The 26,419-nt window shown below is 69.0% G+C and carries 23 protein-coding genes and 5 pseudogenes; 15 read left to right on the top strand and 13 right to left on the bottom strand.

Going from position 1 to position 26,419, the window contains the following annotated elements; translation table 11 throughout:
• Positions 1-101: 101 nt before the first annotated feature.
• The 9 genes from QQY66_RS39860 to QQY66_RS39820 all read left to right on the top strand — a co-directional run bounded on the left by QQY66_RS39860 (position 102) and on the right by QQY66_RS39820 (position 12,211).
• The gene (locus QQY66_RS39860; RefSeq protein ID WP_301985256.1) at positions 102-1,346 is read left to right on the top strand and encodes an ROK family protein; all 1,245 of its coding nucleotides are present in this window, start codon (positions 102-104) and stop codon (positions 1,344-1,346) included.
• Positions 1,347-1,357: 11 nt separating this feature from the next.
• Positions 1,358-3,214 (top strand): glycoside hydrolase, encoded by a 1,857-nt coding sequence (locus QQY66_RS39855; RefSeq protein ID WP_301985255.1) that lies wholly within the window; start codon positions 1,358-1,360, stop codon positions 3,212-3,214.
• 226 nt (positions 3,215-3,440) lie between these two features.
• The gene (locus tag QQY66_RS39850; protein WP_301985254.1) at positions 3,441-4,697 is read left to right on the top strand and encodes an ABC transporter substrate-binding protein; all 1,257 of its coding nucleotides are present in this window, start codon (positions 3,441-3,443) and stop codon (positions 4,695-4,697) included.
• A 20-nt stretch (positions 4,698-4,717) separates the two neighbouring features.
• A complete protein-coding gene (locus QQY66_RS39845) occupies positions 4,718-5,683 on the top strand; it encodes a carbohydrate ABC transporter permease (protein WP_301985253.1) in 966 nt (321 codons plus the stop codon).
• Positions 5,680-6,579, top strand: a complete 900-nt coding sequence (locus tag QQY66_RS39840; protein WP_301985252.1) for a carbohydrate ABC transporter permease — start codon at positions 5,680-5,682, stop codon at positions 6,577-6,579. The genes QQY66_RS39845 and QQY66_RS39840 overlap by 4 nt, the downstream gene beginning before the upstream one ends.
• A 12-nt stretch (positions 6,580-6,591) precedes the next feature.
• Entirely contained in the window at positions 6,592-9,462 is a 2,871-nt protein-coding gene (locus QQY66_RS39835) for a glycoside hydrolase family 2 TIM barrel-domain containing protein (protein WP_301985251.1), read from the top strand.
• A 140-nt stretch (positions 9,463-9,602) separates the two neighbouring features.
• Positions 9,603-10,598, top strand: coding sequence for an ATP-binding cassette domain-containing protein (locus QQY66_RS39830; protein WP_301985250.1), 996 nt, complete (start codon positions 9,603-9,605; stop codon positions 10,596-10,598).
• 1 nt (position 10,599) lies between these two features.
• Complete coding sequence (locus QQY66_RS39825) at positions 10,600-11,403, top strand: ABC-2 family transporter protein (RefSeq protein WP_301985249.1); 804 nt, start codon at positions 10,600-10,602, stop codon at positions 11,401-11,403.
• A 1-nt stretch (position 11,404) separates the two neighbouring features.
• Positions 11,405-12,211 carry an ABC transporter permease gene (locus tag QQY66_RS39820; RefSeq protein WP_301985248.1) on the top strand — a complete coding sequence of 269 codons (807 nt, stop codon included), beginning with the start codon at positions 11,405-11,407 and terminating at the stop codon, positions 12,209-12,211.
• Between the two features lie 298 nt (positions 12,212-12,509).
• Here the strand turns inward: QQY66_RS39820 and QQY66_RS39815 are convergent, their stop codons facing one another.
• The 5 genes from QQY66_RS39815 to QQY66_RS39795 all read right to left on the bottom strand — a co-directional run bounded on the left by QQY66_RS39815 (position 12,510) and on the right by QQY66_RS39795 (position 16,503).
• Complete coding sequence (locus QQY66_RS39815; protein ID WP_301987648.1) at positions 12,510-13,745, bottom strand: MFS transporter; 1,236 nt, start codon at positions 13,743-13,745, stop codon at positions 12,510-12,512.
• A 103-nt stretch (positions 13,746-13,848) separates the two neighbouring features.
• On the bottom strand, positions 13,849-14,553 hold the full coding sequence (locus tag QQY66_RS39810; protein WP_301985247.1) for a hypothetical protein: 705 nt from the start codon (positions 14,551-14,553) through the stop codon (positions 13,849-13,851).
• A gap of 7 nt (positions 14,554-14,560) precedes the next feature.
• Positions 14,561-15,187 (bottom strand): sigma-70 family RNA polymerase sigma factor, encoded by a 627-nt coding sequence (locus QQY66_RS39805; protein ID WP_301985246.1) that lies wholly within the window; start codon positions 15,185-15,187, stop codon positions 14,561-14,563.
• Positions 15,184-15,375, bottom strand: coding sequence for a hypothetical protein (locus tag QQY66_RS39800; RefSeq protein ID WP_301985245.1), 192 nt, complete (start codon positions 15,373-15,375; stop codon positions 15,184-15,186). Before QQY66_RS39800 ends, QQY66_RS39805 begins: the two co-directional genes overlap by 4 nt.
• A 369-nt stretch (positions 15,376-15,744) precedes the next feature.
• A complete protein-coding gene (locus QQY66_RS39795) occupies positions 15,745-16,503 on the bottom strand; it encodes a hypothetical protein (protein ID WP_301985244.1) in 759 nt (252 codons plus the stop codon).
• 133 nt (positions 16,504-16,636) lie between these two features.
• Here QQY66_RS39795 and QQY66_RS39790 point away from each other — a divergent pair, with 133 nt between their 5' ends.
• Positions 16,637-17,455 (top strand): helix-turn-helix transcriptional regulator, encoded by an 819-nt coding sequence (locus QQY66_RS39790; protein ID WP_301985243.1) that lies wholly within the window; start codon positions 16,637-16,639, stop codon positions 17,453-17,455.
• Positions 17,456-17,933: 478 nt separating this feature from the next.
• Here the strand turns inward: QQY66_RS39790 and QQY66_RS39785 are convergent, their stop codons facing one another.
• Positions 17,934-18,842: an aldo/keto reductase gene (locus QQY66_RS39785; protein ID WP_301985242.1), complete on the bottom strand. Its 909-nt coding sequence runs from the start codon at positions 18,840-18,842 to the stop codon at positions 17,934-17,936.
• Between the two features lie 218 nt (positions 18,843-19,060).
• Positions 19,061-19,516, bottom strand: coding sequence for an Lrp/AsnC family transcriptional regulator (locus tag QQY66_RS39780; protein ID WP_301985241.1), 456 nt, complete (start codon positions 19,514-19,516; stop codon positions 19,061-19,063).
• A 105-nt stretch (positions 19,517-19,621) separates the two neighbouring features.
• On the opposite strand from QQY66_RS39780, the gene QQY66_RS39775 reads away from it, so the two are divergent.
• From QQY66_RS39775 to QQY66_RS50595, 3 genes and pseudogenes are all read left to right on the top strand, one after another.
• Entirely contained in the window at positions 19,622-20,188 is a 567-nt protein-coding gene (locus tag QQY66_RS39775; protein ID WP_301985240.1) for an alpha/beta hydrolase, read from the top strand.
• Positions 20,189-20,261: 73 nt separating this feature from the next.
• Positions 20,262-20,474: pseudogene (locus tag QQY66_RS39770) on the top strand (leucine zipper domain-containing protein); the annotation flags it as partial.
• A 204-nt stretch (positions 20,475-20,678) separates the two neighbouring features.
• The gene (locus tag QQY66_RS50595; RefSeq protein WP_367667099.1) at positions 20,679-20,939 is read left to right on the top strand and encodes a hypothetical protein; all 261 of its coding nucleotides are present in this window, start codon (positions 20,679-20,681) and stop codon (positions 20,937-20,939) included.
• On the opposite strand, the pseudogene QQY66_RS39760 reads toward QQY66_RS50595, so the two are convergent.
• Both QQY66_RS39760 and QQY66_RS39755 read right to left on the bottom strand, forming a co-directional pair.
• Positions 20,923-21,144: pseudogene (locus QQY66_RS39760) on the bottom strand (hypothetical protein); the annotation flags it as partial. The gene QQY66_RS50595 and the pseudogene QQY66_RS39760 sit on opposite strands and share 17 nt — an antisense overlap.
• Positions 21,145-21,229: 85 nt before the next feature.
• On the bottom strand, positions 21,230-21,718 hold the full coding sequence (locus tag QQY66_RS39755) for a nuclear transport factor 2 family protein (RefSeq protein WP_301985239.1): 489 nt from the start codon (positions 21,716-21,718) through the stop codon (positions 21,230-21,232).
• Between the two features lie 35 nt (positions 21,719-21,753).
• Here QQY66_RS39755 and QQY66_RS39750 point away from each other — a divergent pair, with 35 nt between their 5' ends.
• Positions 21,754-22,095: a helix-turn-helix transcriptional regulator gene (locus QQY66_RS39750; RefSeq protein ID WP_301985238.1), complete on the top strand. Its 342-nt coding sequence runs from the start codon at positions 21,754-21,756 to the stop codon at positions 22,093-22,095.
• A gap of 15 nt (positions 22,096-22,110) precedes the next feature.
• Here the strand turns inward: QQY66_RS39750 and QQY66_RS39745 are convergent.
• The 4 genes and pseudogenes from QQY66_RS39745 to QQY66_RS39730 form a co-directional block, all read right to left on the bottom strand.
• A pseudogene (locus QQY66_RS39745) lies at positions 22,111-22,374 on the bottom strand (IS256 family transposase); the annotation flags it as partial.
• Positions 22,370-22,468 (bottom strand): annotated as a pseudogene (locus tag QQY66_RS39740) (IS5/IS1182 family transposase); the annotation flags it as partial. The pseudogenes QQY66_RS39745 and QQY66_RS39740, both read right to left, overlap by 5 nt.
• A gap of 99 nt (positions 22,469-22,567) precedes the next feature.
• The gene (locus QQY66_RS39735) at positions 22,568-23,080 is read right to left on the bottom strand and encodes a hypothetical protein (protein WP_301985237.1); all 513 of its coding nucleotides are present in this window, start codon (positions 23,078-23,080) and stop codon (positions 22,568-22,570) included.
• A complete protein-coding gene (locus tag QQY66_RS39730; RefSeq protein ID WP_301985235.1) occupies positions 23,077-24,801 on the bottom strand; it encodes a PHP domain-containing protein in 1,725 nt (574 codons plus the stop codon). The genes QQY66_RS39735 and QQY66_RS39730 overlap by 4 nt, the downstream gene beginning before the upstream one ends.
• Positions 24,802-25,047: 246 nt before the next feature.
• On the opposite strand from QQY66_RS39730, the pseudogene QQY66_RS39725 reads away from it, so the two are divergent.
• A pseudogene (locus QQY66_RS39725) lies at positions 25,048-26,363 on the top strand (jacalin-like lectin).
• Positions 26,364-26,419: the final 56 nt, after the last annotated feature.

The raw sequence follows: 26,419 nt of genomic DNA, 5'->3' as shown, positions 1-26,419 counted from the left end.
CTTTCCTAACCCCTTGTCGAAAGTCCTCGCAGCCCATAGCCTTGCGCCGCGCCGGTGCCGACGTAGACCCCGGCCTGGCTGGGAAGGGATGGGCTGCTCCGGTGAAGCGCACCTCACGTGACATCCGCACCGCGAACCGCTACGAGGTGCTGCGCCAGATCATCGCCGAGTCGCCCACCTCCCGGCAGGAGCTGGCCGCCGCCACGGAACTGAGCCTGGCCACGGTCGCCACGCTCGTCGGCGAACTGCTCGACCTCCGCATGATCACGGAGGTCGGGTTCGAGGACTCGGCGGGGCCGGCCCGGGGACTCGTGGCCGTCAACGCGTCGGGGGGCGCGTTGATCGGTGTCGACATCGCGGAGACGTACGTCCATGTCGAGCTGTTCGACCTCGGGCTGAACGTCCTCGCCCGCGCGGACGAGGACATGGGCCCCGGTGAGAGCCTCCCGGAGCAGGTCGTCGCCCATGTCGCCGCGGCCGTCGGCTCGGTGGTCGCGCAGGCCGGCATCGAGGGCGCGCGGGTTCTCGGCGTCGGGGTGAGCGTGCCGGGGCAGGTGGACCGCGACACCGGGGTCTCCGAGTACGCGCCCAACTGGGACTGGCACGATGTGCCGCTGCTCGACCTGCTGTCCGAGGTCATCGCCTACCCCCTCTATCTGGACAATCCACTGCGTGCCGGCGCGGTCGCAGAAATGTGGTTCGGGGCGGCGCGCGGGCGCGGGGACACGGTGGTGGTCAACCTCGGAACAGGGGTCGGCGCCGGGCTGGCGCTCGGCGGCGGGCTGTACCGGGGGGTGAGCAACAGCGCCGGCGAGTGGGGCCACACCACGCTCGTCCTGGACGGGCGACTGTGCCGCTGCGGCAACCGCGGTTGTGTGGAGGCCTACGTCGGCGCGGCCGGGATCATGCTGAACCTGCGGGAGTTGAGCCCGCGGAGCCCGCTGCTGCACCCGGACGACCAGACGGCCACCATCGACGCGCTGGCCCGCGGAGTGGGCGCGTACGACCCCGTGGCCCTCAAGGTCGTACGGGAAACGGCCCGTTACATCGGCGCCGGCATCGCCAACCTGGTCAACGTCCTCAACCCCGAAGTGGTCGTGCTCAGCAGCTGGGTCGCCCGCAAGCTCGGCGAACCCCTGCTGCACGAAGTGCGCGAGGCCGTAGCCCGGCACGCGCTCAGGCGGCCCCTGGCCGCCACCGAGATCGTCCTCTCCCCCATCCCCACCGACCCGGCGTGCCTGGGCGCGGCCACGTTCGCGCTCGAAGGCGCACTGCAGTCCCTGGGGCAGAGGACCGCCACAAAGCGCACCACCCTCGCAAGGAGCCGTACCGCACCACCTTCATGACGACGGAAGGGATGCACGTGACTCACCCCCGCACCGCTCACCCCCGCAAGAGACCGGCCCTCCTGGCAGCGGCAGCCGCGCTCGCTGTCGCAGGCCCTCTCATATCCGCCCCAACCGCGAGCGCCGCCGACCCGGTCGCCGCCGAAGTCTCCCCCTACGCCGCCCAGACGATCGACAACATCGGTGCGTCCGGCGCCTGGTGGGTCAACGACCTGAAGAACTTCGACCCGAAGGTCCAGGCCCGGGTGGCGAAGCTGCTCTTCTCCTCCAGTGGCCTCGACCTCAGCAACTACCGCTACAACATCGGCGGTGGCGGCACGGCGGTCACCACCCCGTCCCGCGCCCCGGACGATTTCCGGAACGACGACGGGACGTACGACTGGAGCAAGGACAAGGGCGGCCGTACGTTCCTGTCCTACGCCGCGAAGTACGGCGTCGAGAACCTCGTCGCCTTCGTGAACAGCGCGCCCGCCGAGTGGAAGACCAACGGCAAGAGCTGCGGCGGCTATCTCAAGGCGGAGAACGAGCAGGACTTCGCGAAGTACATCGCCGACGTCACCGACCACTTCGCCAAGCGGGGCCAGAGGTTCGACCACATCAGCCCCTTCAACGAGCCGACGAACAGCTTCGACTCCTGCGGCCAGGAGGGCATGCTGGTCGACGTCGACCAGCGCGACGACATCGTGCGGGCGCTCGGCGCCGAGCAGGACGCACGGCGCCAGAAGACCGGCATCATCGCCGACGAGTCCACCAGCACGGTCAAGTTCAACGACGAGGTCCCCCGCTGGATCTCGCAGCCGGGCACGGCCCAGTACGTCGACAAGCTCGCCCACCACACGTACGACAACCCCAGCGACGCCAACCGCGCGCAGGTCTACGAGACGGCCAAGAAGGCCGGCATCGAGTCCTGGTCCACCGAGGTCTGCTGCTTCGGCAAGGGCGGCACCGGCTGGGCGCAGGAGTACGACCCGACGATCGACGGCGGTCTGAACCTGTCCCGGATCATCCACAAGGACTTCGCGACCGCGCACGACTCGGCGTTCCACTGGTGGGTCGCCCTGTCGGAGATGATCGGCACCGACCCGTACGCGAAGAACGACTCCGGCTGGAACGACGGCCTGATCTATTACGACCCCGACTACGCCACGAACGGCAACCAGACCCTGTACTTCACCAAGCGCTACTACGCGCTCGGCCAGTACAGCAAGTTCGTCAAGCCGGGCTCGGTCGCGCACAACGTGACGGGAGTGCCGGACGGCGTCGAGGTGTCGACGTACGACCGCGACGGCAAATGGGTCGTGGTGGTCAACAACCACAACTCGACCGACAGTTCGCTGAAGTTGCACTTCAACAGCAAGCGGCCGGTGCGGGCTTCGCAGGCCGTGCGGACGTCGGCGGACGAGAACTGGGCGAAGGTGGCGGGGCCGGCGGTACGCGGCTCGACCGTCTCCGCCTCGCTCCCCGCCCGGTCCATCACGACGTACGTCCTCGACCAGAAGGGCCGCGGCAGTTCGGCGATCACGGGCGCGCTGCAGGGGCAGCAGTCCGGGAAGTGCCTGACGGCGGACGCCTCCGGGGCCGCGATCAACGCCTGCACGGGCGAGGACGCGCAGGACTGGTCGTACGACGCGAAGGGCGCGCTGAAGGGCGCGGGCGGCTATCTGACGGCCGGCAGTTCGGGCCTGACGACCAGCGCGGCCTTCACGGGTGCCGCCGGTCAGCGCTGGCTGCTCAACTCCAACGGGCAGATCGTGAACGAGGCGTCCGGCACGTGCCTGGACGTCGGCGGACAGGCGACGGCCGACGGCAGCAAGGTGGGCCTTTGGTCCTGCAACGGCGGGAGCAACCAGGCCTGGTTCCGTCAGTAACCCTTCCTGATCGATGAGTTGGCGGGCCGCTGGTGCGGCGGCCCGCCACCCCGCACGTCCGGTATCCCGAACGCCATACAACGCTTCGAGCAGACTTCGTCCAACCCCTTGCCGAAGGCTTAGCCGAAGGTTAACGTCCCGCACCGCAAGCCGAATTGAGCCACCGGTTGAGCCACCGGCCGTCGCGCCGTGGAGCCGCAGCCGCACTCGAGACAAGGACGTCAACATGTCGGCACTGAGCAACAGCAACATGGACCGCCGATCCGCACTGCGCGCCGCGATGGGGCTGGCTGCGGCCGGCGGGCTGGCCGCGTGCGGTGGTAACACCGGCCGGAGCAGCTCCGGCGACAGCCTCGTGCAGATGTTCCACGCGTACGGCGAGGCGGGCACCGAGCAGGCCATCAAGCGCTACGCGAAGGCGTACAAGGACGCCAACGTGACCACGCAGTGGATCACCAGCGCGGACTTCGAGAGCAAGCTCTTCTCGGCCCTGCTCACCAAGAACGCGCCGGATCTCTTCGAGTTCCACCCGCAGATCCAGATGGTCAAGAGCGGCCAGGTGGCGGACCTGACCGACATCATCGACCCGGTCAAGGACGACTTCAACCCGGCCGACATCAAGTCGCACACGGTCGACGGGAAGATATACGGCGTCCGGATGATCGACGACCCGCAGTTCTTCTACTACCGCAAGTCGATGTTCGAGGATGCGGGGGTCGACGTCCCGACCACGCTCGACGAGCTGATGGAGGCCGCCGCCAAGCTCACCACCAGCAAGGTGAAGGGCCTGTACCTCGGCAACGACCTGCACAACGTCATCCACCCGATGATCTGGTCGGCAGGCGCCGACACCCTCACCGAGAAGAACGAGATCGCCTACCACACGGACGGCGTCGTCGAGGGCCTCAACAAGATGCGCAAGCTGTTCACCAGCGGCGACCTTCTCCTCGGCGCCCCGACCGAGTCCTGGGACCCCTCCTCGCTCAACCAGGGTCTGTGCGCCATCCAGTGGTGCGGCATGTGGGCGATGCCGGCGATCCAGGACGCGCTCGGCGACGACTGGGGGATCTTCCCCTTCCCGAAGGTCACGGACTCCGGCAAGCAGTCGGTCTACAACGGCGGCTGGTCGATGTTCGTCAACGCCAAGAGCAAGAACGTCGAGGCGGCCAAGGAGTACGTGAAGTGGCTGTGGATCGACCAGAAGGAGTACCAGGAGGACTGGGCCACCTCCTACGGCTTCCACATTCCGCCGCGCACCTCGCTCGCGGAGTCCGCCACCAAGCTCAAGTCGGGCAACGCCGCTGAGGGCGTCAAGCTCTTCAACGAGTTCGGTCACTTCGACAACATCGGCTGGACCCAGGCCATGATCACCGCCCTGGAGGACGTCTTCGCCAACTCCGTCCGCAAGGACATGGACCCGGAGAAGGCTCTCGACAAGGCCGACACAGCCGTCAACCGCGAGCTCAAGAAGCTGTTCGGTTAGACCGCGGGACGGACCACGACATGTCGACGACCAAGACGCGCGGCCTCGCGCGCCCCGCCCCGGCGAAGGCCTCATCGGCCAAGCCGCGGCGGGGTCTACGGGGCAGCCCGACCTTCAACTTCTGGCTCTTCACCGGACCGTTCCTCATCGGCCTGGCGATCTTCGTCTACGCGCCGATCCTCTGGAGCCTCTGGCTCAGCTTCTTCGAGGCCCGCTTCACCGTCACGCCCGACAAGTTCGTCGGCTTCGACAACTACGTGTACATGCTGACGAACGACGACTTCGTCGGCTCACTCGGCACCTTCACCGTCTTCGCCGCGTTCATCGTGCCCACCACATGGGCGCTCTCGCTGGCCCTGGCCCTGCTGGTGAACCGGCTGCGCTTCATGCGGGCGTTCTTCCGTTCGGTCTTCTTCCTGCCGACCGCGTGCAGTTATGTGGCCGCCTCGCTGATCTGGAAGATGTCGATCTTCAGCGGAGTCCGCTTCGGCCTGATGAACACGGTTCTCGGCTGGTTCGGGGTCGAGAACATCGCCTGGCTGGCCGACCCCAATCCGCCCTGGTACTGGCTGGTCATCGTCACCGCACGTCTGTGGCTGCAGTCCGGCTTCTTCATGATCCTGTTCATCGCGGCGCTGCAGAACATCCCGGACGAGCTGTACGAGGCTGCCGCCATCGACGGCGCCAAGCCGGGCTGGCAGACCTTCCGGTACATCACGCTGCCCCAGCTGCGTGCCACGTCCACCGCGGTGATCCTGCTGCTGCTCATCGCCGCCTACCAGGCCTTCGACGAGTTCTTCAACCTGCTGTCGAAGACCACCTGGGGCCGCCCGCCCCTCGTCGAGCTGTACTACAAGGCCCTGGGCGAGAGCCAGGACTACGGCGCCGGCAGCGCGGGAGCGCTCATTCTGACCGTGCTGATCTGTGCCGTGACCCTGCTCCAGGGCAAGATCATGGGCTTTGGAAGGGGGGAGGAGTCCAAGTGACCACCACCATGCCCGAGGTGGGGAAGTCCGCGCCGAAATCAGGCAAGCCCCGCCGCGTCAAGCGCGGCGGCGGTGGCGTGATGAGCTCCACCGGCCTCTACATCGCCACCGGCGTCGCCGCCCTCCTCTTCTTGGTCCCGTTCTACATTCTCGTCCGCAACGCCCTCTCCACCGACGCCGAGATCACCGGAGAGAACTGGAAGTTCTTCCCCACGGACATCCAGTGGGGCAACATCAGCGAACTGTTCACCGACGAGACGGTCCCCTTCGCCCAGTCCCTGTGGAACTCGGCGGTCGTGGCCACCCTGCACACCGTCGGCGTCCTGCTGGTGTGCTCCCTCGCGGGCTACGGTCTGGCCCGCATCCCGTACAAGCACGCCAACAAGGTCTTCTACGCCGTCCTGGGGACCCTGATGGTCCCGACCGCGGTCACCTTCGTCCCGAGCTTCGTGCTGGTCTCGTCGCTCGGCTGGGTGGACACCTACCGGGGTCTCATCATCCCGGGCCTGTTCAGTGGTTTCACCTGCTTCCTGTTCCGGCAGTACTTCCTGGGGTTCCCCAAGGAGCTGGAGGAGGCGGCACGCGTGGACGGACTGGGCTACTGGGGCGCGTACTGGCGCATCGTGGTGCCCAACTCGCTGAACTTCTTCGCGGCGATGGCGACGATCACCTTCATCCAGGGCTGGAACTCCTTCCTGTGGCCGCTGGTCATCGGCCAGGACCCGGGCGCCTGGACGGTACAGGTCGCGCTCTCCTCCTACATGACCAACCAGACCGTCGTCTTCCACATGATCTTCATGGCCACGGCCGTTTCCATCCTGCCCCTGGTGTTCGTGTTCCTGTTCCTCCAGCGCTGGCTGGTGCAGGGGATCGCACAGACCGGCATCAAGGGCTGACCTAGGAGACCGATGTCTTTCCGCACCACTGATTACGTCGAGGACGTGTCGCCGGGCAGCGGGGTCCTGCCGCCCCGCGCCTGGTACGCGTCCTCCGACGCCCAGTCACTCTCCCTCAACGGCAGCTGGCGCTTCCGCCTGTCCGCGACGGCGGACGCCGAGGACGACTCCTTCACGGAGGAGGGGTACGACACCGGGGACTGGGCCGAGGTCACGGTCCCCGGGCACTGGGTCCTCCAGGGCGACGGGGCGTTCGGTTCGCCCATCTATACCAACCACCTGTACCCCTTCCCGGTGGACCCGCCGCACGTCCCGACCGAGAACCCGACCGGCGACCACGTCCGCGTCTTCGGCCTGCCGGCGGACTGGCCCGGCGACGGCGGTGCCGTCCTCCGTTTCGACGGTGTCGAGTCCTGCGCCCGCGTCTGGCTGAACGGCACGGAGCTCGGCGAGTTCAAGGGCTCCCGGCTGCCGCACGAGTTCGCGGTCGGGTCGCTGCTGAAGCCGACGGGCAACGTGCTCGCCGTCCGGGTGCACCAGTGGTCCGCGGGGTCGTACCTGGAGGACCAGGACCAGTGGTGGCTGCCCGGCATCTTCCGCGATGTCACCCTGCTGCACCGCCCGGCGGGCAGCGCGGGCGACTTCTTCATGCACGCCTCCTACGACCACACCACGGGCGAGGGCACCCTGCGCGTCGACTCCGACGTCGAGGGGCGGGTGTCCGTGCCCGTCCTGGACATCGATGTCGCGACCGGCGAGCCGGTGACCGTCCCCGTCCAGCCGTGGTCCGCCGAGACGCCGAAGCTGTACGACGGTGAGCTGATCACGGCGGGCGAGCGCGTCCCGCTGCGCATCGGTTTCCGGACCGTCGGCCTCGAAGACGGGCTGATCAAGGTCAACGGAAAAGCCATCCTCTTCAAGGGCGTCAACCGGCACGAGTGGCACCCCGAGAAGGGCCGCGCCCTCGACCTTGCGACCATGCGCGAGGACATGCTGCTGATGAAGCGGCACAACCTCAATGCCGTCCGCACCTCGCACTACCCGCCGCACCCGGCCTTCCTGGACCTGTGCGACGAGTACGGCCTGTGGGTCATCGACGAGTGCGACCTGGAGACCCATGGCTTCACCGAGCAGGCCTGGCGCGACAATCCCGTCGACGACGACCGCTGGACCCCGGCCCTGCTCGACCGCGCCGCCCGTATGGTCGAACGCGACAAGAACCACCCGTCGGTCGTCATCTGGTCCCTCGGCAACGAGGCCGGCACCGGCCGCGGGCTGACCGCGATGGCCGAGTGGATCCACGGCCGGGACGACTCGCGGCTCGTGCACTACGAGGGCGACATCGACTGCCGTGACACCGACATGTACTCGCGGATGTACGCGGGCCATGAGGAGGTCGAGCGGATCGGTGCCGGGCTGGACGGCGGCACGCACAAGAGGCGTGAACTGCCCTTCATCCTCTGCGAGTACGGCCACGCCATGGGCAACGGCCCCGGTGGCATCGCCGACTACCAGCGGATCTTCGAGTCGTACGACCGGCTCCAGGGCGGCTTCATCTGGGAGTGGATCGACCACGGCATCAAGCATCCGCAGCTGGGCTTCGCCTACGGCGGCGACTTCGGCGAGGAACTGCACGACGGCAACTTCGTCTGCGACGGGCTGATCTTCCCGGACCGGCGGCCGTCGCCGGGGCTCGTCGAGTACAAGAAGGTGATCGAGCCCGTCCGCATCGAGGGCGACGGCGCGGACGGCACCGTACGGGTGACGAACGCGTACGACTTCGCCGACCTGTCGGCGCTGGCCTTCGAGTGGTCGTACCAGGTGGACGGCGAGACGGTCGAGGCCGGGACGCTGAACGTGCCCGCGCTCGCACCCGGTGAGTCGGCCGAGGCGAAGCTGCCGCAGCCGGACGGGCCGGGCGGCGAGGCGCAGTGGACGGTGCGGGCGCTGCTGGCGCAGGAGACCGCCTGGGCCCCGAAGGGCCACGTGGTCGCGTGGGCCCAACTCCCGGTGACCGAGCGGCTGAAGCCCTCCGTCACGGCGAGCGAGAGCCCCGCTGTGAGCGAGGGGACCGTCCACCTCGGACCCGCGTCGTTCGACGCCCGCACCGGCGCGTTGCGGACCATCGGCGGCGTCGATGTGACCGGTCTGCGCCTCGACGTGTGGCGGGCGCCGACCGACAACGACGACGGCGCGCCCTGGCAGTCGGACGTCCGGTTCGGTGTGCTGTGGCGCAAGTACGGGCTGCACCGGATGCGACACCGGTTGGGTGATGTGGAGTTGGCGGAGGACTCCCTGACCGTACGGAGCCGGGTGGCGCCCGCCGCCTGGGAGGTGGGCCTGGACACCGTGTACCGCTGGACCTCCGACGGGACCCGGCTGAAGCTCACCGTCTCCGTGCGTCCCGAGGGTGATTGGACCGTGCCGCTGCCGCGGCTGGGCATCCGGTTCGGGCTGGCGTCGGCGGACGCGGTGCGGTGGTTCGGCGGAGGTCCCGGTGAGGCCTACCCGGACACCGAGTCGGCGTCGATGCTGGGTCGTTGGACTTCGACCGTGGACCAGTTGCAGACGCCGTACGTGCGCCCCCAGGAGAACGGCGCCCGGGCCGACGTCCGCTGGGCGGAGCTCGGCGGGCTGCGGATCGAGGGAGACCCGGAGTTCTGGTTCAGCGCGCGCCGCTGGACGAACGAGCAGCTGGACGCGGCCCGGCACCTGACCGATCTCACGCCCGGCGACACCGTGTGGGTCAACCTCGACCACGGGCAGCACGGCATCGGCTCCCAGTCGTGCGGCCCCGGCCCGCTGCCGCAGTACTTCCTGCGGGCCGAGCCGGCGGAGTTCTCGTTCGTGTTCTCGGTGGCCGATCAGTCCGGTTCCCGGTGATCGATTAGTCCAATCAATCGATCAATAAATCCATTGCCCGATTGATCGACATTCTGCGACGGTCGTGATGCGCCCGCGGCCGGTCGGCCCTTCCAGCCGACCGGCCGCAACTCGTGTTCGAGGTAAGGGAGTTCACGAACGTGAGCGGAAGCATCGAGGTCCGCGGCCTGTCCCGCACCTTCCACACCACCGTCCGCCGACCGGGCTTCATCGGCGCGCTGCGGTCCCTGGTCGACCCGGAGCGGGTCGCCAAGCACGCCGTCCAGGACATCACCTTCGACGTGGCCCCCGGCGAACTCCTCGCCCTGCTCGGCCCGAACGGCGCCGGCAAGTCCACCACCATCAAGATGCTCACCGGCATCCTCACGCCGACGTCCGGCGAGTGCCGGGTCACGGGCGTGGTGCCGTACAAGGAGCGCGAGCGCAACGCCCGGAACATCGGCGCGGTGTTCGGGCAGCGCACCCAGCTGTGGTGGGACCTGCCGGTGCGCGAGTCGTTCGCGATCCTGCGGGACATCTACGAGGTGCCGAGAGCCGAACACGCCACCCGGCTCGGCGAGTTCGACGAGCTGCTGGACCTCTCCTCCTTCTGGGACACCCGGGTGCGCCACCTCTCGCTCGGCCAGCGTGTGCGCTCCGACCTCGCGGCGGCCCTGCTGCACGACCCGCCGGTCGTCTTCCTCGACGAGCCGACCATCGGCATGGACGTGGTGGTCAAGGAGCAGGTGCGGGAGTTCCTCCGGCACCAGGTCGAACAGCGTGGCCGTACGGTCCTGTTGACCACGCACGACATGACGGAGGTCGAACGGCTCGCCGAGCGGGTCGTCCTGATCAACCACGGCCGGCTCGTCCTGGACGGCGGCCTCGACGAGATCCGCCGCAAATTCGGCTCGACATGGCAGGTGCGGGCGACCCTCGCCGACGCGCACACCGACGTCGTACCACTGCCGGGCATCGCACTGCTGCGGCAGGACGGACCGCGGGTCGTCTTCGGGCCGGACGGAACCGACGCGCCCACGGTGCACCAGGCGCTGAAGACGGTCATCGAGCGGTACGAGGTGACGGGCGTCGCCATCGACGAAGCGGACCTGGAAGACGTGATGCGGGCCGCCTACGTCCACGCCGAGGCGGTCTGACGTGGCCGTTCTGCACGCCTGGCGCGCCGCCCGCGTCACCCCCCTCGGTGAGCTGCACACCCCGCCGCGGATGACGGCCGTGCTGGTCCGGCTGGCCGTGCAGGTGGTGCTGGTGGCGTCGCTGTGGCACGGCCTGTACTCCCACACCGGCACCACCGCCGGACTGAACGAGGGCCAGGCGGTCACCTATGCCGTGCTGGCCGTACTCGCCTCCCGGATGCGGGAGTTGGACCAGTACGCGGGCCGGGACACCGTGCTGCAGCACATGCACTTCGGCACCATCGTCTACTGGTATCTGCGCCCGCTGCCGCCCCAGCGGTACTACGCCCTGCGTGCCCTCGGTGAGCAGCTGTACGGGCTGGCGTGGGCGCTGGGCGGATTCGCGGTCTGCCTCGCGTTCGGGGTGGTCGAACCGCCCCGGTCGGCCGCTGTGGCAGGGGTGTTCGCGGTCAGTCTGCTGCTCGGCCAGTGGGTGCTGTACTACGTGATGCTCGTCCTGGACCAGATGTGTTTCTTCACCATCCGCAACAACTCCGCGATGCTGATCCTGATCTTCGTGCAGAACCTGTTGTCCGGGGTCTACGCGCCGCTGTGGTTCTTCCCGGACTGGTTCCTCACGCTGAGCGGTTTCCTGCCGTTCCAGGCGACGCTGAGCGTGCCGCTGTCGATCTACATCGGCCGGATCCAACTGGCCGACGCGGGCGTCCAGTTGGCCATTCAGGCGGCCTGGGTCGTCGTGCTGGCGCTGCTGACCCGGTGGGTGTGGCGGCAGGCCGCGCGGCGCGTGATCTCGCAGGGAGGCTGAGATGTCGTTGAAGGCTCTGCGCATCGTGTGGCGCGTCTCGCTGCTCAACATCCGTGCCGCGATGGAGTACCGCACCGAGTTCCTGCTGAACATCGCGGCCGGCGCGATCTGGCAGGTGTCGGTGATCGTGTTCGCGACGGTGCTGCTGGCGCGGTTCACCGGGATGGGCGGCTGGGACAGCTCCGACGTGCTGCTGATCCCGGCGATCCGGATGCTCGCCCACGGGCTGTTCGTCCTGGTGCTGGGGCGACTGCACTTCATCGGCCGGCAGATCCAGGAAGGCATGATCGACGTCTATCTGGTCCGCCCCATGCCGGTGTACCGCCAGGTCCAGCTCGCCTACTTCCCGACCAACGCGATCGGCGACCTGACCGTCGCGGCGGGCCTGATGGTGGGCGCGCTCAGCCGCAGTCACCTGGACTGGACGGCGGGCCGGATCTCCTACCTGATCGCGGCCGTCCTCGGCGGCATGCTCCTGGAGGCGGCCCTGTTCGCGGTCGTCGCCTGCGCCGCGCTGCGCTTCCCGGCCGCCGACTACTGGGGCCGCTGGCTGGAGGAACTCCTCGGCACCTTCGGCAGCTACCCCCTGAACGTGCTGCCGAAGGCGGTGGGCGGCTTCCTGACGTACGGCCTCCCGCTCGCCTTCGTCGCCTACTTCCCGGCCGCCGTCCTCACCGGCCACGGCCACAGCACCGGCGTCCCGTACTGGCTGGCGGCGGCCTCCCCGCTGCTGGGCGTCCTGGCGTACCTCGCGACCCGCCTCCTGTGGCGGTGGAGCCTGCGGCACTACGCGGGCGTGAACGGATGACGGAGCCGACCCGGACGCGCTCCTCGCCGTCGGCCTTCAGGACGTCGGTCAGGCAGGCACGCAGATACCGGCGATCTGCAACCCTCTTGCGGCGACGGCGCGTTGGGAAGTGAACGGCATCAGCACGAGTCGGCTCACGACTTCGCCGACGAAGGACCTTGTCCCCGGCGCACATGGCGGCCCGCGCGGCGATCACGTGGACGGCGTACTTGTCCAGCAGTTCGGCACGGTGGGCGGCCGGGTCGCTACGGAGAACGCCATCCGCCCCGGATGCCGGTCCCGGCGCAAGGTCGAACACTCACCTGCTCGATCCCGAGCCGGTGCCCGACCGCCGTATCGGCGTGAACAGGGCGGCGACCGCGATCAGTACGCAGCAGCCGCCCGCGACGAGCGCCACGGGCGCCGTGCCCTCGCGTTCCGCGGCCCAGGTGAGGACGGCCGCGCCGACCGGGGCCGCCGAGTAGTGGAGCGTCCAGAAGGCCGAGGTGACCCGGCCCAGAAGGGGCTCGGGGGTCACTTCCTGGCGCAGGGACATCGAGCAGGTGCCCGCGACGGCGACGCACGCGAGGAAGGCCGCGGCGAGGACGGCCACGACGGGGACGTCCTGCGCCCGGCCGAGCCCGGCGAAGGCGAGTCCGCACACCGCGACCGCGCCCATCCAGGTCGGCCCGAAACCGAGCCGGCGGCGGATCCGGGCCACGAGCAGGGAACCGGCGATGGTGCCGAGCGCGCCGCCCGCCATCACCGTGCCGACGGTGCCGTCGTCATGGCCGAGATCGTGCTTGAGGTGGTAGATCACCAGATCGTTCAGGCCGAGGGTGAAGAAGCTGAAGAGGAACAGCAGCGCGGTCAGCGACCGCAGGACCGGATGGCCGTAGAGGAAGGCGATCCCGGCGCGCAGGTCCTGCCACAGCCCGGTGCGCTGACCCGTCCGATCGTCTCCGGGGCGCCCCCGGAACCGTACGACGACCAGACAGGCCGCCGACACCCCGAAGCTCGCAGCGTCCACGCCGACGGCGGTGGCGGGCCCGGACCAGGCGGCGACGAGGCCCGCGCACAGCGGTCCCAGAACCCCGGCCGCGGCGGCGGTCGCGTTCAACCGGCCGTTGGCCTCGGTGAGTTGCTCGGTGCCGACCAGGCTGCGCACGACGGTGACATAGCCGACGGCGAACAGCATCCCGACCGCCTCGCACAGCGGCAGCACCACGTACAGCAGCCAGATCCGCGGTCCGAAGAGCCACACCACCGGGATCACCCCGTACAGCACCATCCGTACGAGATCGCAGCCGATCAGCAGCTTGCGCCGGTCGACCCGGTCCACCACGGCCCCGGCGAACACCGCCGCCACGACCGAGGCCGCCCCGCCCACCGCCGTCAGCAGACCCATCGCGGCGAGCGAACCGGTGGCCTGCAGGACCAGCAACGGCAGCGCGATCAGCGCGAAGGAATCACCGAGGACGGACAGGGTCTGCGCCGCCCAGAAAACCCCGAAGTCCCGGCTGCGCCACAGCGGACGACCACCGACGTCGGCCAACTCCGGCTTACGGCTGCCTGGTTCGCCCTTGCGCCGCGCGTCGTACGTCAAGCCGCCCTCCCCCTGAGACTCCGGCAACCTTACGACGCGCCACTACGGCCGTTCAGGCGCCGACCAGTTCGGCCCACTGGTCGGCGAGGGCGGGGATGGGCTGGGGGACGGGGCCGAGGCCTCCGTCGTGCGGGGCGTCGAGTTCGTCGACGACGTCCTTGACCGCGCGTTCGGAGACGGCGGGAGACCGGGCGGGCAGGGTGTAGCGGACGCCGGGGCGGTCGACGGCCGTGTCGGCGTGGTGCGGGACGGGCGTGTAGCCGTACCAGTCAAGGGTGTTGAGGCGGTGGATCTGGTCGGCCCAGTGCTGGGCGTCGCGCATGTCGCCGTGGCGCAGATGGAGCAGATACAGACACAGCGCGGCGGTGACGCTGCCCGCGCCGGCGGCGTACTGCCACCAGAACCGGGCGCCCTCCTCCTCGTCGGCGAGGTAGAGCAGACAGGCGAAGGGGAGGGCCCCGTCGGGGTCGCGGGCGGTGTCGAAGAGGGTGATGCGGCGGGCGGCACCGTCGTGGTGGACGGTGCCGCGACACAGTACGCGCAGGTCGTGCGCGGACCGTTCGTGCAGGGCGGCGGGGGGCTGGTGGCCCCGGCAGCCGTGTGGTCCGACGGGGTGGAAGAACCGCACCCAGCTCAGTTCGTGCAGGTCGCGGGCGAGTTGGTGCCGCGCGTCTGCCAGGTCGGCCTGGGTGTACTCGCCTCGGAAGACGCGGGAACGGCGCAGGGCCTCCTCGATGCTGCGCGGGGTGCGGTTCACGGGTGGGTCACTCCTTGTCGTCGTCGGGGGTGCTCTCGACCCGGTAGCCCATGGCCGCCGCGAGCCGGTGTTTCGCGGTGCGGCGGGTGGATCGGACGGTCGCCTCGCGAATGCCCATGATCAGGGCCGTGTGTTTGGTGTCGAACTCGAGCAGATCGCGCAGGACGAGCACGTCGAACTGCCGCTCGCTCAGTCGTGTCATCTGCCGGAACAGCCCGAGGCCCTCCTCCAGTTCAGCGATCTCCGCACCGTGCTCGGCGTGGAAGGCGCTGCGGAAGGCGGCGAGCAGAGGTGCGCTGGCCGCCTTGATGGCCCGCTCGAACGCCAGGGTCTCGGTGGTGGCCGGACTACGGCCCTGGTCGGCGAGTTCACCATGGACGCGTTGTTTGAACAGCGCCCAGGCATACGCGCCGGGGTTCTCCATGGCCTCCAGCCGGGGCCAGATGGTGGCCAGGTACAGGAAAGTGCGGTCGACCAGCCGCCGGGCGGCGACGGCGTTGCCGCCGAGGTGGATGCGGCTGTACTCGAAGCACGCCCGGTCGTAGCGGGCCTGGAAGTCCCAGAACTCGGGCGGCATCGAGGAGTCGGGACGGTGCGTCATGGGTCCTGCGGGGTCGGGCTGCCTGCTGGTCATCGGTGTCCTCCTTCGTTCCAGGAGGCCGGGGTGGCAGCTGGGGGCTGGGTCTGCTGCTCGCTGAGGGCGGTGGCCCCGATGCGAACTCCGGCACCGAGGAGGCGCCGCACTAAGAACCACACGTCGGGCGCGAAGGACCGCGCCGCCGCGGAGGTGGCCAGCACGAGGCTGACTACTTCGTAGTTCACAGTGATGCTTTCCTTGTCTGTCGGACGGTGCCATTGACCGCTCCGTCCCCCGCGCGACGCGGGCCGGGCACCTGGAGCATCGTTGCTCTGGAGAACAGGTAAGCGGACCGGACCCGTCGAACGTGCAGACCTTCAAGCAGATCTTTCTAACGGAGGGTAGCTTTCCGCTGACTGTTGGCCATGGGTGAATTCGCAATCCTTTTCCGCCAAAGCCACGCCACCCCTGACGCCTCCCGCGCCACCCCTGCCGAACAGGGCATCCGCCGAAAGAGAAGAACTCCGAACGCCATTTGCGCGAACGTGACATCACACTGCCCGCTTTCCGCATGTGTCACAGATCACGTTTGACCGCGAGCGGCATCCAGATGGTCATGCACGGACATCGACCGTCTCCGGCAGCGCGATCTGCCCGGTCACGAACTCGCTCCACAGTCCGAAGCGGAGCTTGTCGTCGTTCTTGCGTACGGTCGCGAAGGACGCCGTGCCGTGTGTGGCGCCCCAGGTGAGTTCGAAGCGCCGGGTGCCCACGCGTTGGTCCGGTGGGATCTGGGTCGGCGGGACGATCTCGTCCAGGGCCCAGCGGTAACCGCGTTCGCGGTAGGGGTGGGTGACCTTTTCCCAGGTCAGTTCCAGGATGGTGTTGCTCGCGGGGATGACGACGAGGGCGCCGCGCAGGCCGCCTGTGTGGCGGGTGTTGAAGGCGTACACGTCGGCGGTGCCCTCGGGGTAGAGGTGGCTGGTGCCGTGGCCGATCCGGGAGCCGGCGGGGCAGGCTGCGGGGCCGTTCGTCTCGATGACGGTCCGGGCGCAGAGCGGGAAGTCCTTGGGGTGGAAGTCGAGCGCCTCGTCGAAGAGGAAGACGAAGCGGCGAGGCGCGGCCGGCGGGCCGGCCGGTTCCGCGCGGCTGGTCCGGTCGAACGCCACGCGGACGCCCGCTCCCCCGTCCCCACCGACCCGCACCCTCAGGGAGTCGATGTTGCGCGGGCCGGACACGTCCGGTTCGTACGGCCGTTGCGGTCCGCCGGGTGCGGGATCCGGCGGGGTGCCGCCGCCCTCTGCTGCCCACGCCGGTCCCGCCGTCGTCAGTAACACCGCGGCCAGGCCGCTGCTCCAGTGCCGTGTGCGCACCCCGCGCTCCCCTCACGTCCGTCCACTCGGTCCACGTCGTTCCGTCCGTCCATGCTCACCCGGCCGCCGGGCCGCTCCCAGGCTCTGCGGGACCCAGGGACGCGCAGACCCACCCACGGGCACCATGGACGTCATGGAGCCTGCACAGGAGTTGGGGGAGTTCCTGCGGTCCCGGCGGGCACGCCTGAGACCGGAGGACGTCGGTTTCGCCTCCGGGTCGGGGCCGCGCCGGGTGCCGGGGCTGCGGCGGGAGGAGGTCGCGTCTCTGGCGGGGGTCAGCGTCGACTACTACGTACGGCTGGAGCAGGGCCGTAATCGCGGGGTGTCCGACAGCGTCCTCGGTGCGGTCGCCGACGCTCTGCGCATGGACGACGACGAGCGCGCCCATCTGGTCCGGCTGGCCCGCCCGGACGGTGCCTCGGGAGCACCCGACGGCCGTCCCGCTCGCCCGGGCGTGCGGCAGTTGCTCGACTGGATCTGCGCCCCTGCCCTGGCCGTCGACCACCGTCTGGACATCGTGGCCTGGAACCGGCCGGTCTGTGCGCTCATCACCGACCTCGCGGCGCTGTCGCCCACCGAGCGCAACATGGCGCGGCTGCATCTGCTCGACGCCGAGATCGGCGGCCGTTACCCCGACGTCGACTTCATCGCCCGGGAGGTGGTGGGGCAACTGCGGATCGCGGCGGGCCGGTATCCGCGGGACGCGGCGCTGCACCGGCTCATCGCCGAACTGACGGCGAAATCACCGGAGTTCCGGCATCACTGGGAACGGCACGCCGTGCACACCAAGTCGTCCGGGTTCAAGCGCGTCAACCATCCGGAGGCCGGCCCGCTGACTCTCGCCTACGAGATCACCCACTTCCCCCAGGACCCCGACCTGAGCCTCCTCGTCTACACGGCTGCCCCGGACACTCCGGAGGCGCAGGCCCTGCGCCTCATGGCCAAGGCGTGAAAACGGTTCAGGGCGGGACAACGGTTCAGGGTCGGCAAGACGGCTCTGAGCGGATCCGGCGAAGTCCCGTGCGGTTCGGCAGCGCCCCGAAGGGGCGCGGGGCTGTATCGATGTGCGGCTCCGCCGCGATGGGGGCCCCCGCTCATGAGGGTCCCCCCCCCGCTCGAGCGAAGCCGAGAGTGGGGGAGAATTCGAGAGTGGGGGAGCGACCAGCCACGACGGACCGGCAGGCGACGCATCGGACTTCCAGCGGAGCGCTTAGGCAGGAAAACGGTTTGGAGGGGCCGCCAGTAGAGGGCCGGCGGATCCTCTGAGTGCGTGCCGGTGGCCCACGGGTCGGTGCCGCCCAGGTCACCGAAGCGGCCGAGGATCTTCAGCACCGACTCGCCCTTGCGGAACCTCGACCACGACATCGCGCGGTCCTGGCGTCGGGTCCGGGACCTCGGCGACGACGGCCTTGACGGATGGCACCGGCTCGCTATGCGCCGACCGGCCGCAGCGAGCTGAGGCGCACCATCTCCTGTTCCGAGAGCCGTAGCGCGCCTGCGGCCACGTTCTGCGCGAGGTGGTCCAGATCTCCTGTGCCGGGGATCGCAAGCACGTGCGGCCCCTGCTGCAAGGTCCAGGCCAGCCGGACCTGCGCGATGGACACACCGTGCGCGCGGGCAACGGCGTACACCGCCTCGCTGTCACCGGCAGCCGGGCCCGCCTCGCGCCCGGGACCGGCGATCGCGAAGAACGGAACGAAGGCCAGGCCGAGTTCACCGCAGAGCCGTAGGAGTGCCCGGTCCTCGCTCAACGCGCCGATACCGTAGGGGTTCTGCACGCACACGACCGGGGCGATGGCCCGGGCCTCGGCCAGTTGCTCAGATGTGACGTTGGAGATGCCGAGGTGGCGGACCAGCCCAGCATCGCGCAGCTCGGCCAGCACGGCGAAGTGCTCGCCGATCGAACCGGTCCGGCAGCTCGGTGGCACGCGAAGGTTCACCACGTCCAGGTGATCGCGGCCGAGTTGGCGGAGGTTCTCCTCGACCTGGCCGCGCAACTGCGCCGGCGCGGCCCACCACCACGCACCCGAGGGATCGCGGCCCGGCCAGACCTTGGTGGTGATGACCAGGTCCTCCGGGTACGGCGCCAGCGCCCGGTTGATCAGCTCATTGGCGGAGCGCGTCGCCGAGAAGTAGAACGCAGCGGTGTCGATGTGGTTCACCCCGAGCTCGACCGCCCGCCGGAGCACGCCGATCGACCGCTCTCGGCCACGCGGCACGCCGCTGTCGAAGGGTGCGGTACCCGTCAGGCGCATCGCGCCGAACCCGACGCGGTTGACGGTCAGGTCACCGAGTTGCCAAGTCCCCGCGGGTGCCGCGGCGTTCGTCCGTGGGCTCATGACTGGGATCTCCTCTTGCAGTTGGGAACGGAAATCGATGGGTGGGCGCGGCACGTTGAGGCCGCTCGGCGGGGCGAGCACATCGAAGTGGGTCCACCAGTGCCGAGGCAGGCGGGCCCGGGCATGAAAAAGGCCTCCCCGGCGGATCGAAATCCGCACCGAGAAGGCTCGCGTGATGACCAGCATTTTAGCAGGGCAGGGCAGCTAGGTGTTGCGGGTCATGACGTTGTTGACGTGGCGTCGGTCAGCGGCTTCTGGGGGTAGGCGCGGAGCACGAGGGATGTGGTGACAGGGCCGTAACGGGCAAGTGCGTCGACGACTTCTTCGAGTCGTCCTGCCTGCGGGCAGTGGACGTCGAAGATGAGGCAGTCTTCCCCGGTGACTCTGAGAGTGGAGGCGATCTCGGGGGTCCGGGAGGCGAAGTCCAGGGCCCGTGAGAGCTGGGCGTGCGTGGTGCGGAGCCGGATGACCGCGTGAATGTTCAGCCCGAGGGCTGCCGGGTCGACCACGGCTCGGTAGCCGGTGATGACGCCGCTTTTCTCCAGCCGTTGGATGCGCGCGCTGGCCGCGGGCTGCGAGAGTCCGACGCGGCGCCCTACCTCCGCGCCGGTCAGCCGGCCGTCGGTCTGGAGCAGGGCGAGGATGTCTCGGTCTATCCGGTCGAGTGATTCCATTGTTGTTGCACCACTTTCTTTGAGATCACTTGCGCTACTGCCGCTGCCCTGATGGATCCAACAGAATCTGCGCCAGGCGCCCCCCAGGATCGCAGGGAGCGACGAGTGAAACGGTGGTGGGCAGTGGTCGCATACGTCGTCATCCCGGGTATCGACGGTTCGGACGGACAGCACTGGCAGACCTTGTGGGAGCGGCAGTGGGGCACCTCGGCGGTAAGGATCTCCCCTGCCTCGTGGTCCGCCCCCGATCTGGATGACTGGATCGACGCTGTCCAGGGGGCGTACGACGACGCTTCCCAACGGGACAGCCACGTTGTGCTGGTAGCCCACAGCCTGGGCTGCTGGGCCGCGTCCGCATGGCTGAACAAGAACCCCTCCAGCCCGACAGGCGGCGCATTCCTGGTCGCGCCGCCCGACCCGCACGGGCCGGCCTTCCCACGCCAGGCGGCCGCGACGTTCATGGAGTTGTCGGCACAACCGTTGCCGTGCCCGGCCCTGGTGGTGGGCAGCGCCAACGACCCGTACTGCACCCCCGAGGCGGCCGCCGGCTTCGCGGCGCGGTGGGAGGCGCGATGGCACCTGGCGGGCGCGTGCGGACACATCAACTCCGCCAGCGGCCTGGGCTCGTGGCAGCACGGCCGTGAACTCCTGGACTCGCTGACCCAGCAGTGATCAACCACCGCATGGGACGTATAGCCACCTGGTACCGCCCTGCGGTTCCCCTTCGAGCAAGGAAGTCCGCCCGTTGACGCACAAGAATGCGCCGCTGTCCGTCGAAGGTCGCCGCCGGCTCGTCGAACGGTGCCGGACGCGGCCCATCGCACACGTGGCAGCCAAAATGGGCCTCTCGAGCGTGCGCGTCCAAATGGGTCAACCGCTACCGACGCCACGGTGACCTCGGCCTACTCGATCGTTCTTCGACACCGCATCGTCACCGACGACCACGCCTGCCGAAACCCGCCCAAGCCGGAGTCGCGTATCTGGACGGCGGCATCATGGCCGTGCCGCACATGATCGGCCAGCCCGGGGCATCAATCCTCTACAGCGGATCGGCCGATGTTTTCAATCAGTACGGGCCGCTGCTCGACCTGTGGGACCCAGTACCTACTTCGGTGAGGATGCCGGGCTGGCGTCCCTGTACGACCTCGCCCTACTCGCGGGCATGTACGTCATGTTCGCCGGATTCATGCACGGCGCCGCCATGGTCACGCCGGCCGGCGTGACGGCGGGGACTACACCGCCGAAGGGCAACAGAGCCTCCAGTTCTCCAACCTCAGTGACCTCGTGGCCGTCAGTGCCGACCAGGGCATCAGCACCGAGGTCGGTCACCATGGTCCAGCGGCTCATCCAACGTCAGATTGATGCAGGCCATGGAGAGGAAGGCTTCGCCCGAATCATCGAGAGCATCAAGCAACCGGGCTGAGGCGGATGAGGCTGCGTAGGGTGATGATGGCATCGGCGAAGTCGAAGAAGGCGTTCTGCCAGGCGTGCGTGCGCTCTACGTGCCAGCGCTGGGCGGCCTGGACGGGGGCCCGCTCGCCTCTGTGCGCGATCTGACCGCGTAGTCCGCCTTCGCTGAGGGTGGTGCGGGTCCTGGCCGGGTCGTAGCCGACAGAGCAACTGTCAAGAGTTGTGGATGATGACTTGCTTCGGGGCTGCCGTGTTGTGAGGTTGAGGTCAGCCGTGCGTGAGGTGTTCGGGTCGAGGACGAGGCTAACCCCGGATCGCGGCCTGATACGCGGCCAACGCGTCCGCGTCATCGATGCTGCCGTGGTGATGGAACTGGCTCCAGCGGCCGCCCTCGTAGCGGAAGTAGCGGCTGGTGCGGATCGACAGCGGTACGACCTGCCCGTCGGCCACTGAGTACTCGCCCGTCTCGCGCCCGGCGAACAGGACATGGGTGGCGTCGGCGTACTCGACGACGTCGCCGAAAGTGACGGTGACCAGGGCGTGGCCGTGGAAAACCCTGTCATAGAGCGCGGTGATCGCCTCGCCGCCACGGAGGATGCCGCCGAGCGGGTTGTTCAGCTGCGCCAGTGGGTCCTTGGACCACACCTGGGCGAACACATCGAGATTTCGGGTGTTGAAGGCGAAGTAGAACGTCTCAAGCGCGGCCAGCGCGCCGTCGGCTCCGGGAGATGCCGCTTCGTTGAGCCGGTTGCGTGAGGCGGGTCCGAACGAGACGTCGAGCTGCTGTGTCATGAGTGCTCCTAGAATGTTCGATGGAGGTCGACCACATGAGTGTACGACAATCATCGAACAGTGCGCGAGCGCGCGGCTTGACTCACGTGCACCCGCGCGACGTGTCACTGCAGGACGCGCTGACCGCGGTCGCGGATCCGGTGCGGCGCGCGATCGTGCGGGAGCTGGCTGGGCTGCCGGACTGGACGAAAGCGTGCGGCACCTTCGACCTGCCGGTCACCAAGGCGACCCGCAGCCACCACTTCGCGGTTCTGCGTGCCGCCGGGCTCATCGAGCAGCGCGACGAGGGGCCCCGCCGCCTCAACCGTCTGCGCTACTCCGAGTTCGACGAGATTTTCCCGGGCCTGCTCGATCTGGTGCTCGCCGAGCACGCCTAACTTTTAGCCCGTCTTTCAGGCGGCGGAAGGGCCGTAACCATCGGGTCGTTCGATGAGTTCGCCCTTGACCAACGTCGCTCCGGCTCGGACGAGTGCGACGAAGTGGGGTGCGTTCACGGCCCGCCAGCGGGCCTGGGCGGACTCGACGAGCTTGAAGACCATGGCCAGGGCGGCGGTGCGGGAGCCGGCGCCGCGGGTGACGCGGGTGCGCAGGCGGACGGTGGAGAACGTGGACTCGATCGGGTTCGTGGTCCGCAAATGGATCCAGTGCTCGGCCGGGCGGATGGGCCGGATCGTAGACCGTGCGCTGCGGCAGTAGTGCCGCGAATTGATCCCACAGGGTATCGATCAGCCATGAAGGCAGTGCAGGCACAGGTCTCCTGGTGATCACAGAGCGTTGCAGCTCGTGATCACCCGGCTCTGTGCCTGTTCTGCTCCCGGGGCGTTCTATCCCGCCTGTTCGCGCGAGCTCTTAGTGATCCGCGCAGCAAGGCGTCGGATCCGGCACCTCGAAGGGCACCAGGACACCGCCGACCGCGGGCATGGCTGTGAGGACCAGTTCTCCGTCGTTCCATTGCGGCCGTACATGATCCTGTGTCACCAGCCGGACGTCGGGGGCCGGTTGGCCCGACGCTCCCAGCACGGTCACCCGGTCGATCGCGGAGCGCGTGAGCAGCTCCGCGATCGTCAGCGTGCCGGTGAGCGACGAGACCCCCGGGTAGACCACCGCGCGGCCGGCCGCGTCGGGCGCGCCGCCCGTCACCTCGTACCCCTGGCCGGTGAGCCGCTCCTGGGCGGTGCGAAGGAGCGGCTGCGACGGCAGGGTGAGGGACAGGGCGACGCGCGGCCGGTCGCCGCGCACCAGGTGCGTGCAGCCGAACGCGCCCTCGGGGAGGGCGAGTTCGGCGGCCAGCGCGTGCAGCAGGTGGTCCGCCGCGCGCAGGTCCGTGATGCCCGCGTCGACGGTGAGGACGTGACGGGTCACGAGGGCAGGACCCACACGGGGTTGGCGTAGAACCACAGGTCGGCCCACGGGTCGGCGTCGCCGACGACGTCGAGGGCCGGGCCCGCCGGGTCGACGGCCGCACCCATCGCGCCGACCGCGGACCGGTTGCCGTCGGTGCCGCGCAGGCGGAGGTACAGCGGACGGTCGACCCGCCCGAGTTCGTACGTGAGCCTGACCGTGCCCGTCGACTTGTTCACCTCGTACGACTTCACGACCTTCGTCGTCGGCGCGGTGAACGTGTCCTTGTCCGCGACCTCGCCCGTGACCTCGCCCTGGATGACGTCGACGCGCGCCAGCTTCGGCAGGAAGCCGGCCCAGTTGGCGCCGCCGGCCAGCGCAATGTCCACCGTCATGGTCACCCGCGTGCCCTTGCGGACATGCAGGGCGCCGCCCAGCGTGGCCCAGCGGTAGCCGCCGGAGACACGGACGTCGAGGCCGCTGATGAGCTGCCCGTGGTCGACCCAGATGCGGCCCGCGCGGATGCCGTCCATGACGGCGGCGTAGCTGAAGCCGGCGGCGCCGACGTGGGTACGGCTGTACTGGCCGGGCCAGTAGTCGCCCTCGGTGAGGTCGATCGTGCCGCTGTAGACCGGGTCCTCGTACTTGCCGTTGGCTTCGTAGTTGCTGTTCGGGCCGCGCTTGGCGGTGTCCGTGTAGACGTTGTGGGAGTCGGAGTTGGCGGTGATCCACCAGGGCTTGCCCTCGGCGAGGAGGCTGTCCCACAGGCCGCCGACGGTGGCGGTCATCCAGTCGAAGCCGCCCCAGGTGCGGTAGCTCTCCAGCGGATAGCCGGCGAAGGAGTTGGCGCCGGGACTGTTGTCGTAGATACCGCGGGCCCGGCCCATCCCGAGCGGCTTGGCGATGCCGCCGGCCTGGTGGCCCGGCGCGCCCTCCATGCCGACCGCGATCTGGTGGCGCGGGGACGTGGCGTCGCGCCAGGCGCGCACCTCGTGCGGGGAGTCGATGCCCTTGCGCGCCGGGTGGTTGGCGAGCATCAGCGCGTCCTGGACCTTGCGCCGCTGGACCTGCTGGGCAAGGAAGTTGAGGCCGGCGATGGCGAGGGCCTCGTTGGCGGGTGTGGAGTCGGAGGCGCCCTTGACCGAGCCGTCGTAGTCGGTTTCGAACTGCTTCAGTACCGAGACCTCGTTCTTGCCCGGGTGCACGAAGACGGTTCCGTGCTCGGCGCCCGGGATGTTCCACTCCAGGCCCTGGAAGACCAGGGTGTCCTCGTAGGCGTCACGCGCGTCACGGATGTCCGGGTTGACCTTCTCCACGCCGATCTTGGAGTGGGTGACATTGCCGTGGTCGGTGATGACCAGCCAGTCCATGCCGTGCTTGGCGCCCTGGCGGACCTGGTCGGAGACGCGGTACTTGCCGTCGTTGCTGTACTGGGTGTGGATGTGGTGGTCGCCGGCCAGCCAGAGGAAACCGTTCTTGGGGCTGCTGCCGAGGGGCGCGGCGGGAGCGGCGGCCACCGGGGCGGAACCGGCCGTCCCGGCCAGCACGCTGCCGGCCGCCAGGCCCGCGCCGAGCAGCCCGGTACGGCGCAGCATCGTGCGGCGCGACTGCTGCTCGGGGGTCAGGGCCTCGTCGGGGACGGAGGCGTCGAAGGCGGCAGGAAGCGCCGAGGCCGACTCGTGGCCGTGGTCATGGTCGTGCGCGTGTCCGTGACCGTGTGTGTGGTGATGCCCGTGTCCCATGAAGCGCCTCCTGGATGCCGCTGCCTTCTGCGGCTGCCTTCTCACGGCGCGAGTGCGCCGCGTGAGGAGAATCGAGGCGAAAGATGAACATTGAACGGCCGGGGAGTGATCTCCGGGTTCCATGGACACGGCGGGTAAACCCGTCTCTCACTGTTCTCCCAACTGACCTTTACCGTCACACTGGTTGGCGCTGAATCTGAGCCCCGTTCACCTTCTTCCGACTCCTCCGACCGGAGACACCCCCACATGAGAAGACTGCTCGGCACCCTCACTGCCGCTGCGCTCGCCGTCACCGGCCTCGCCACCACCGGCTCGACCCCTGCGGCAGCCGCCACCGGCTCCTTCAACGTCCTCACGTACAACATCGCGGGCCTCCCTCTCGGCCTCGGCGACAGCGACCCGGAGACCAACACCCCGCTGATCGGCCAGCGGCTCGGGCCGTACGACATCGTGAACGTCCAGGAGGACTTCAACTACCACGCCTCCCTGTACGCCAACGACACCCACCCGCACCGCACGGCGACGAGTGGCGGCGCGGCCTTCGGTGACGGTATGAACACCCTCTCCAACTACTCCTTCGAGGACTTCCAGCGGGTGAAGTGGAACAACTGCACCGGCACGAACTGCCTCACCCCGAAGGGCTTCTCGCTGGCCCGGGTCCGCCTCGCCGAGGGCGTCTTCGTGGACCTCTACAACGTGCACACCAACGCGGACTCCGACGACGCAGCGCTCGCCGCCCGCCGCGCAAACATCGAGCAGATGTCGGACTTCATCCAGGCGAACTCCGCCGGCAACGCGGTGATCGTCATGGGCGACACGAACACGCGGTACACGCGCGCCGGCGACAACATCCGCACGCTCATTTCCGAAAACGGTCTCAAGGACCCGTGGGTCGACCTGGTCAAGGGCGGCACCCCGCCCGCGCAGGGCAGCGACGCCCTGGTCTGCGACTCCGCCGCCCCGGCGAACGACTGCGAGGTCGTCGACAAGGTCCTCTACCGCGGCAGCGACCTCGTCTCCCTGAACGCCACTCGCTACAACAACGACTGGAAGTCCTTCCTCCGCTCCGACGGCAAGCACCTCTCCGACCACTTCCCGCACGCGGTCGACTTCTCGTACACCGTCAACTCCTCCCTCAGGGCGAGCGACTTCTGGGGCGGCCCGCACGGCACGGCGTTCAACGACGCGGACGACCTGCCGGGAACCGTTTCCCCCGCACGCTGACGCTGCGCGGCGCCTCCCGCCTGGACGCGGTCTCCCTGACCCACGACGGCGGTACGACGCTCAGCCACGGCGGCACGGGCGGCACGGCGACGTCCCTGACCCTCGCCTCCGGGGAGCACCTCACGTCCGTCAAGCTGACGCAGGGTCAGAAAGACGGCCGCACAAGGATCTTCTCGGCCGCCTTCACCACGGACAAGGGCCGCACCCTGACCTCCGGCACGGCGACGTCCGCCACGAAGACCTTCACGGCCCCGTCCGGCTGGCAGATCGTCGGCTTCACGGGCCGCGCCGGAGGCGAGATCGACAAGCTGGGTGTGCTGTACGCGCCGATCGGCTGACGGGCTCCAGCCCTCAGGATGACGCGGTCGGCCGCCTCAGAAGGCGGCCGACCGCC

Origin of the sequence: Streptomyces sp. DG2A-72, from assembly GCF_030499575.1 — a bacterium.
GTDB lineage: Bacteria > Actinomycetota > Actinomycetes > Streptomycetales > Streptomycetaceae > Streptomyces.
The sequence above is the reverse complement of the archived record's forward strand: the minus strand, read 5'-3'. Positions and strand labels throughout refer to the sequence as shown.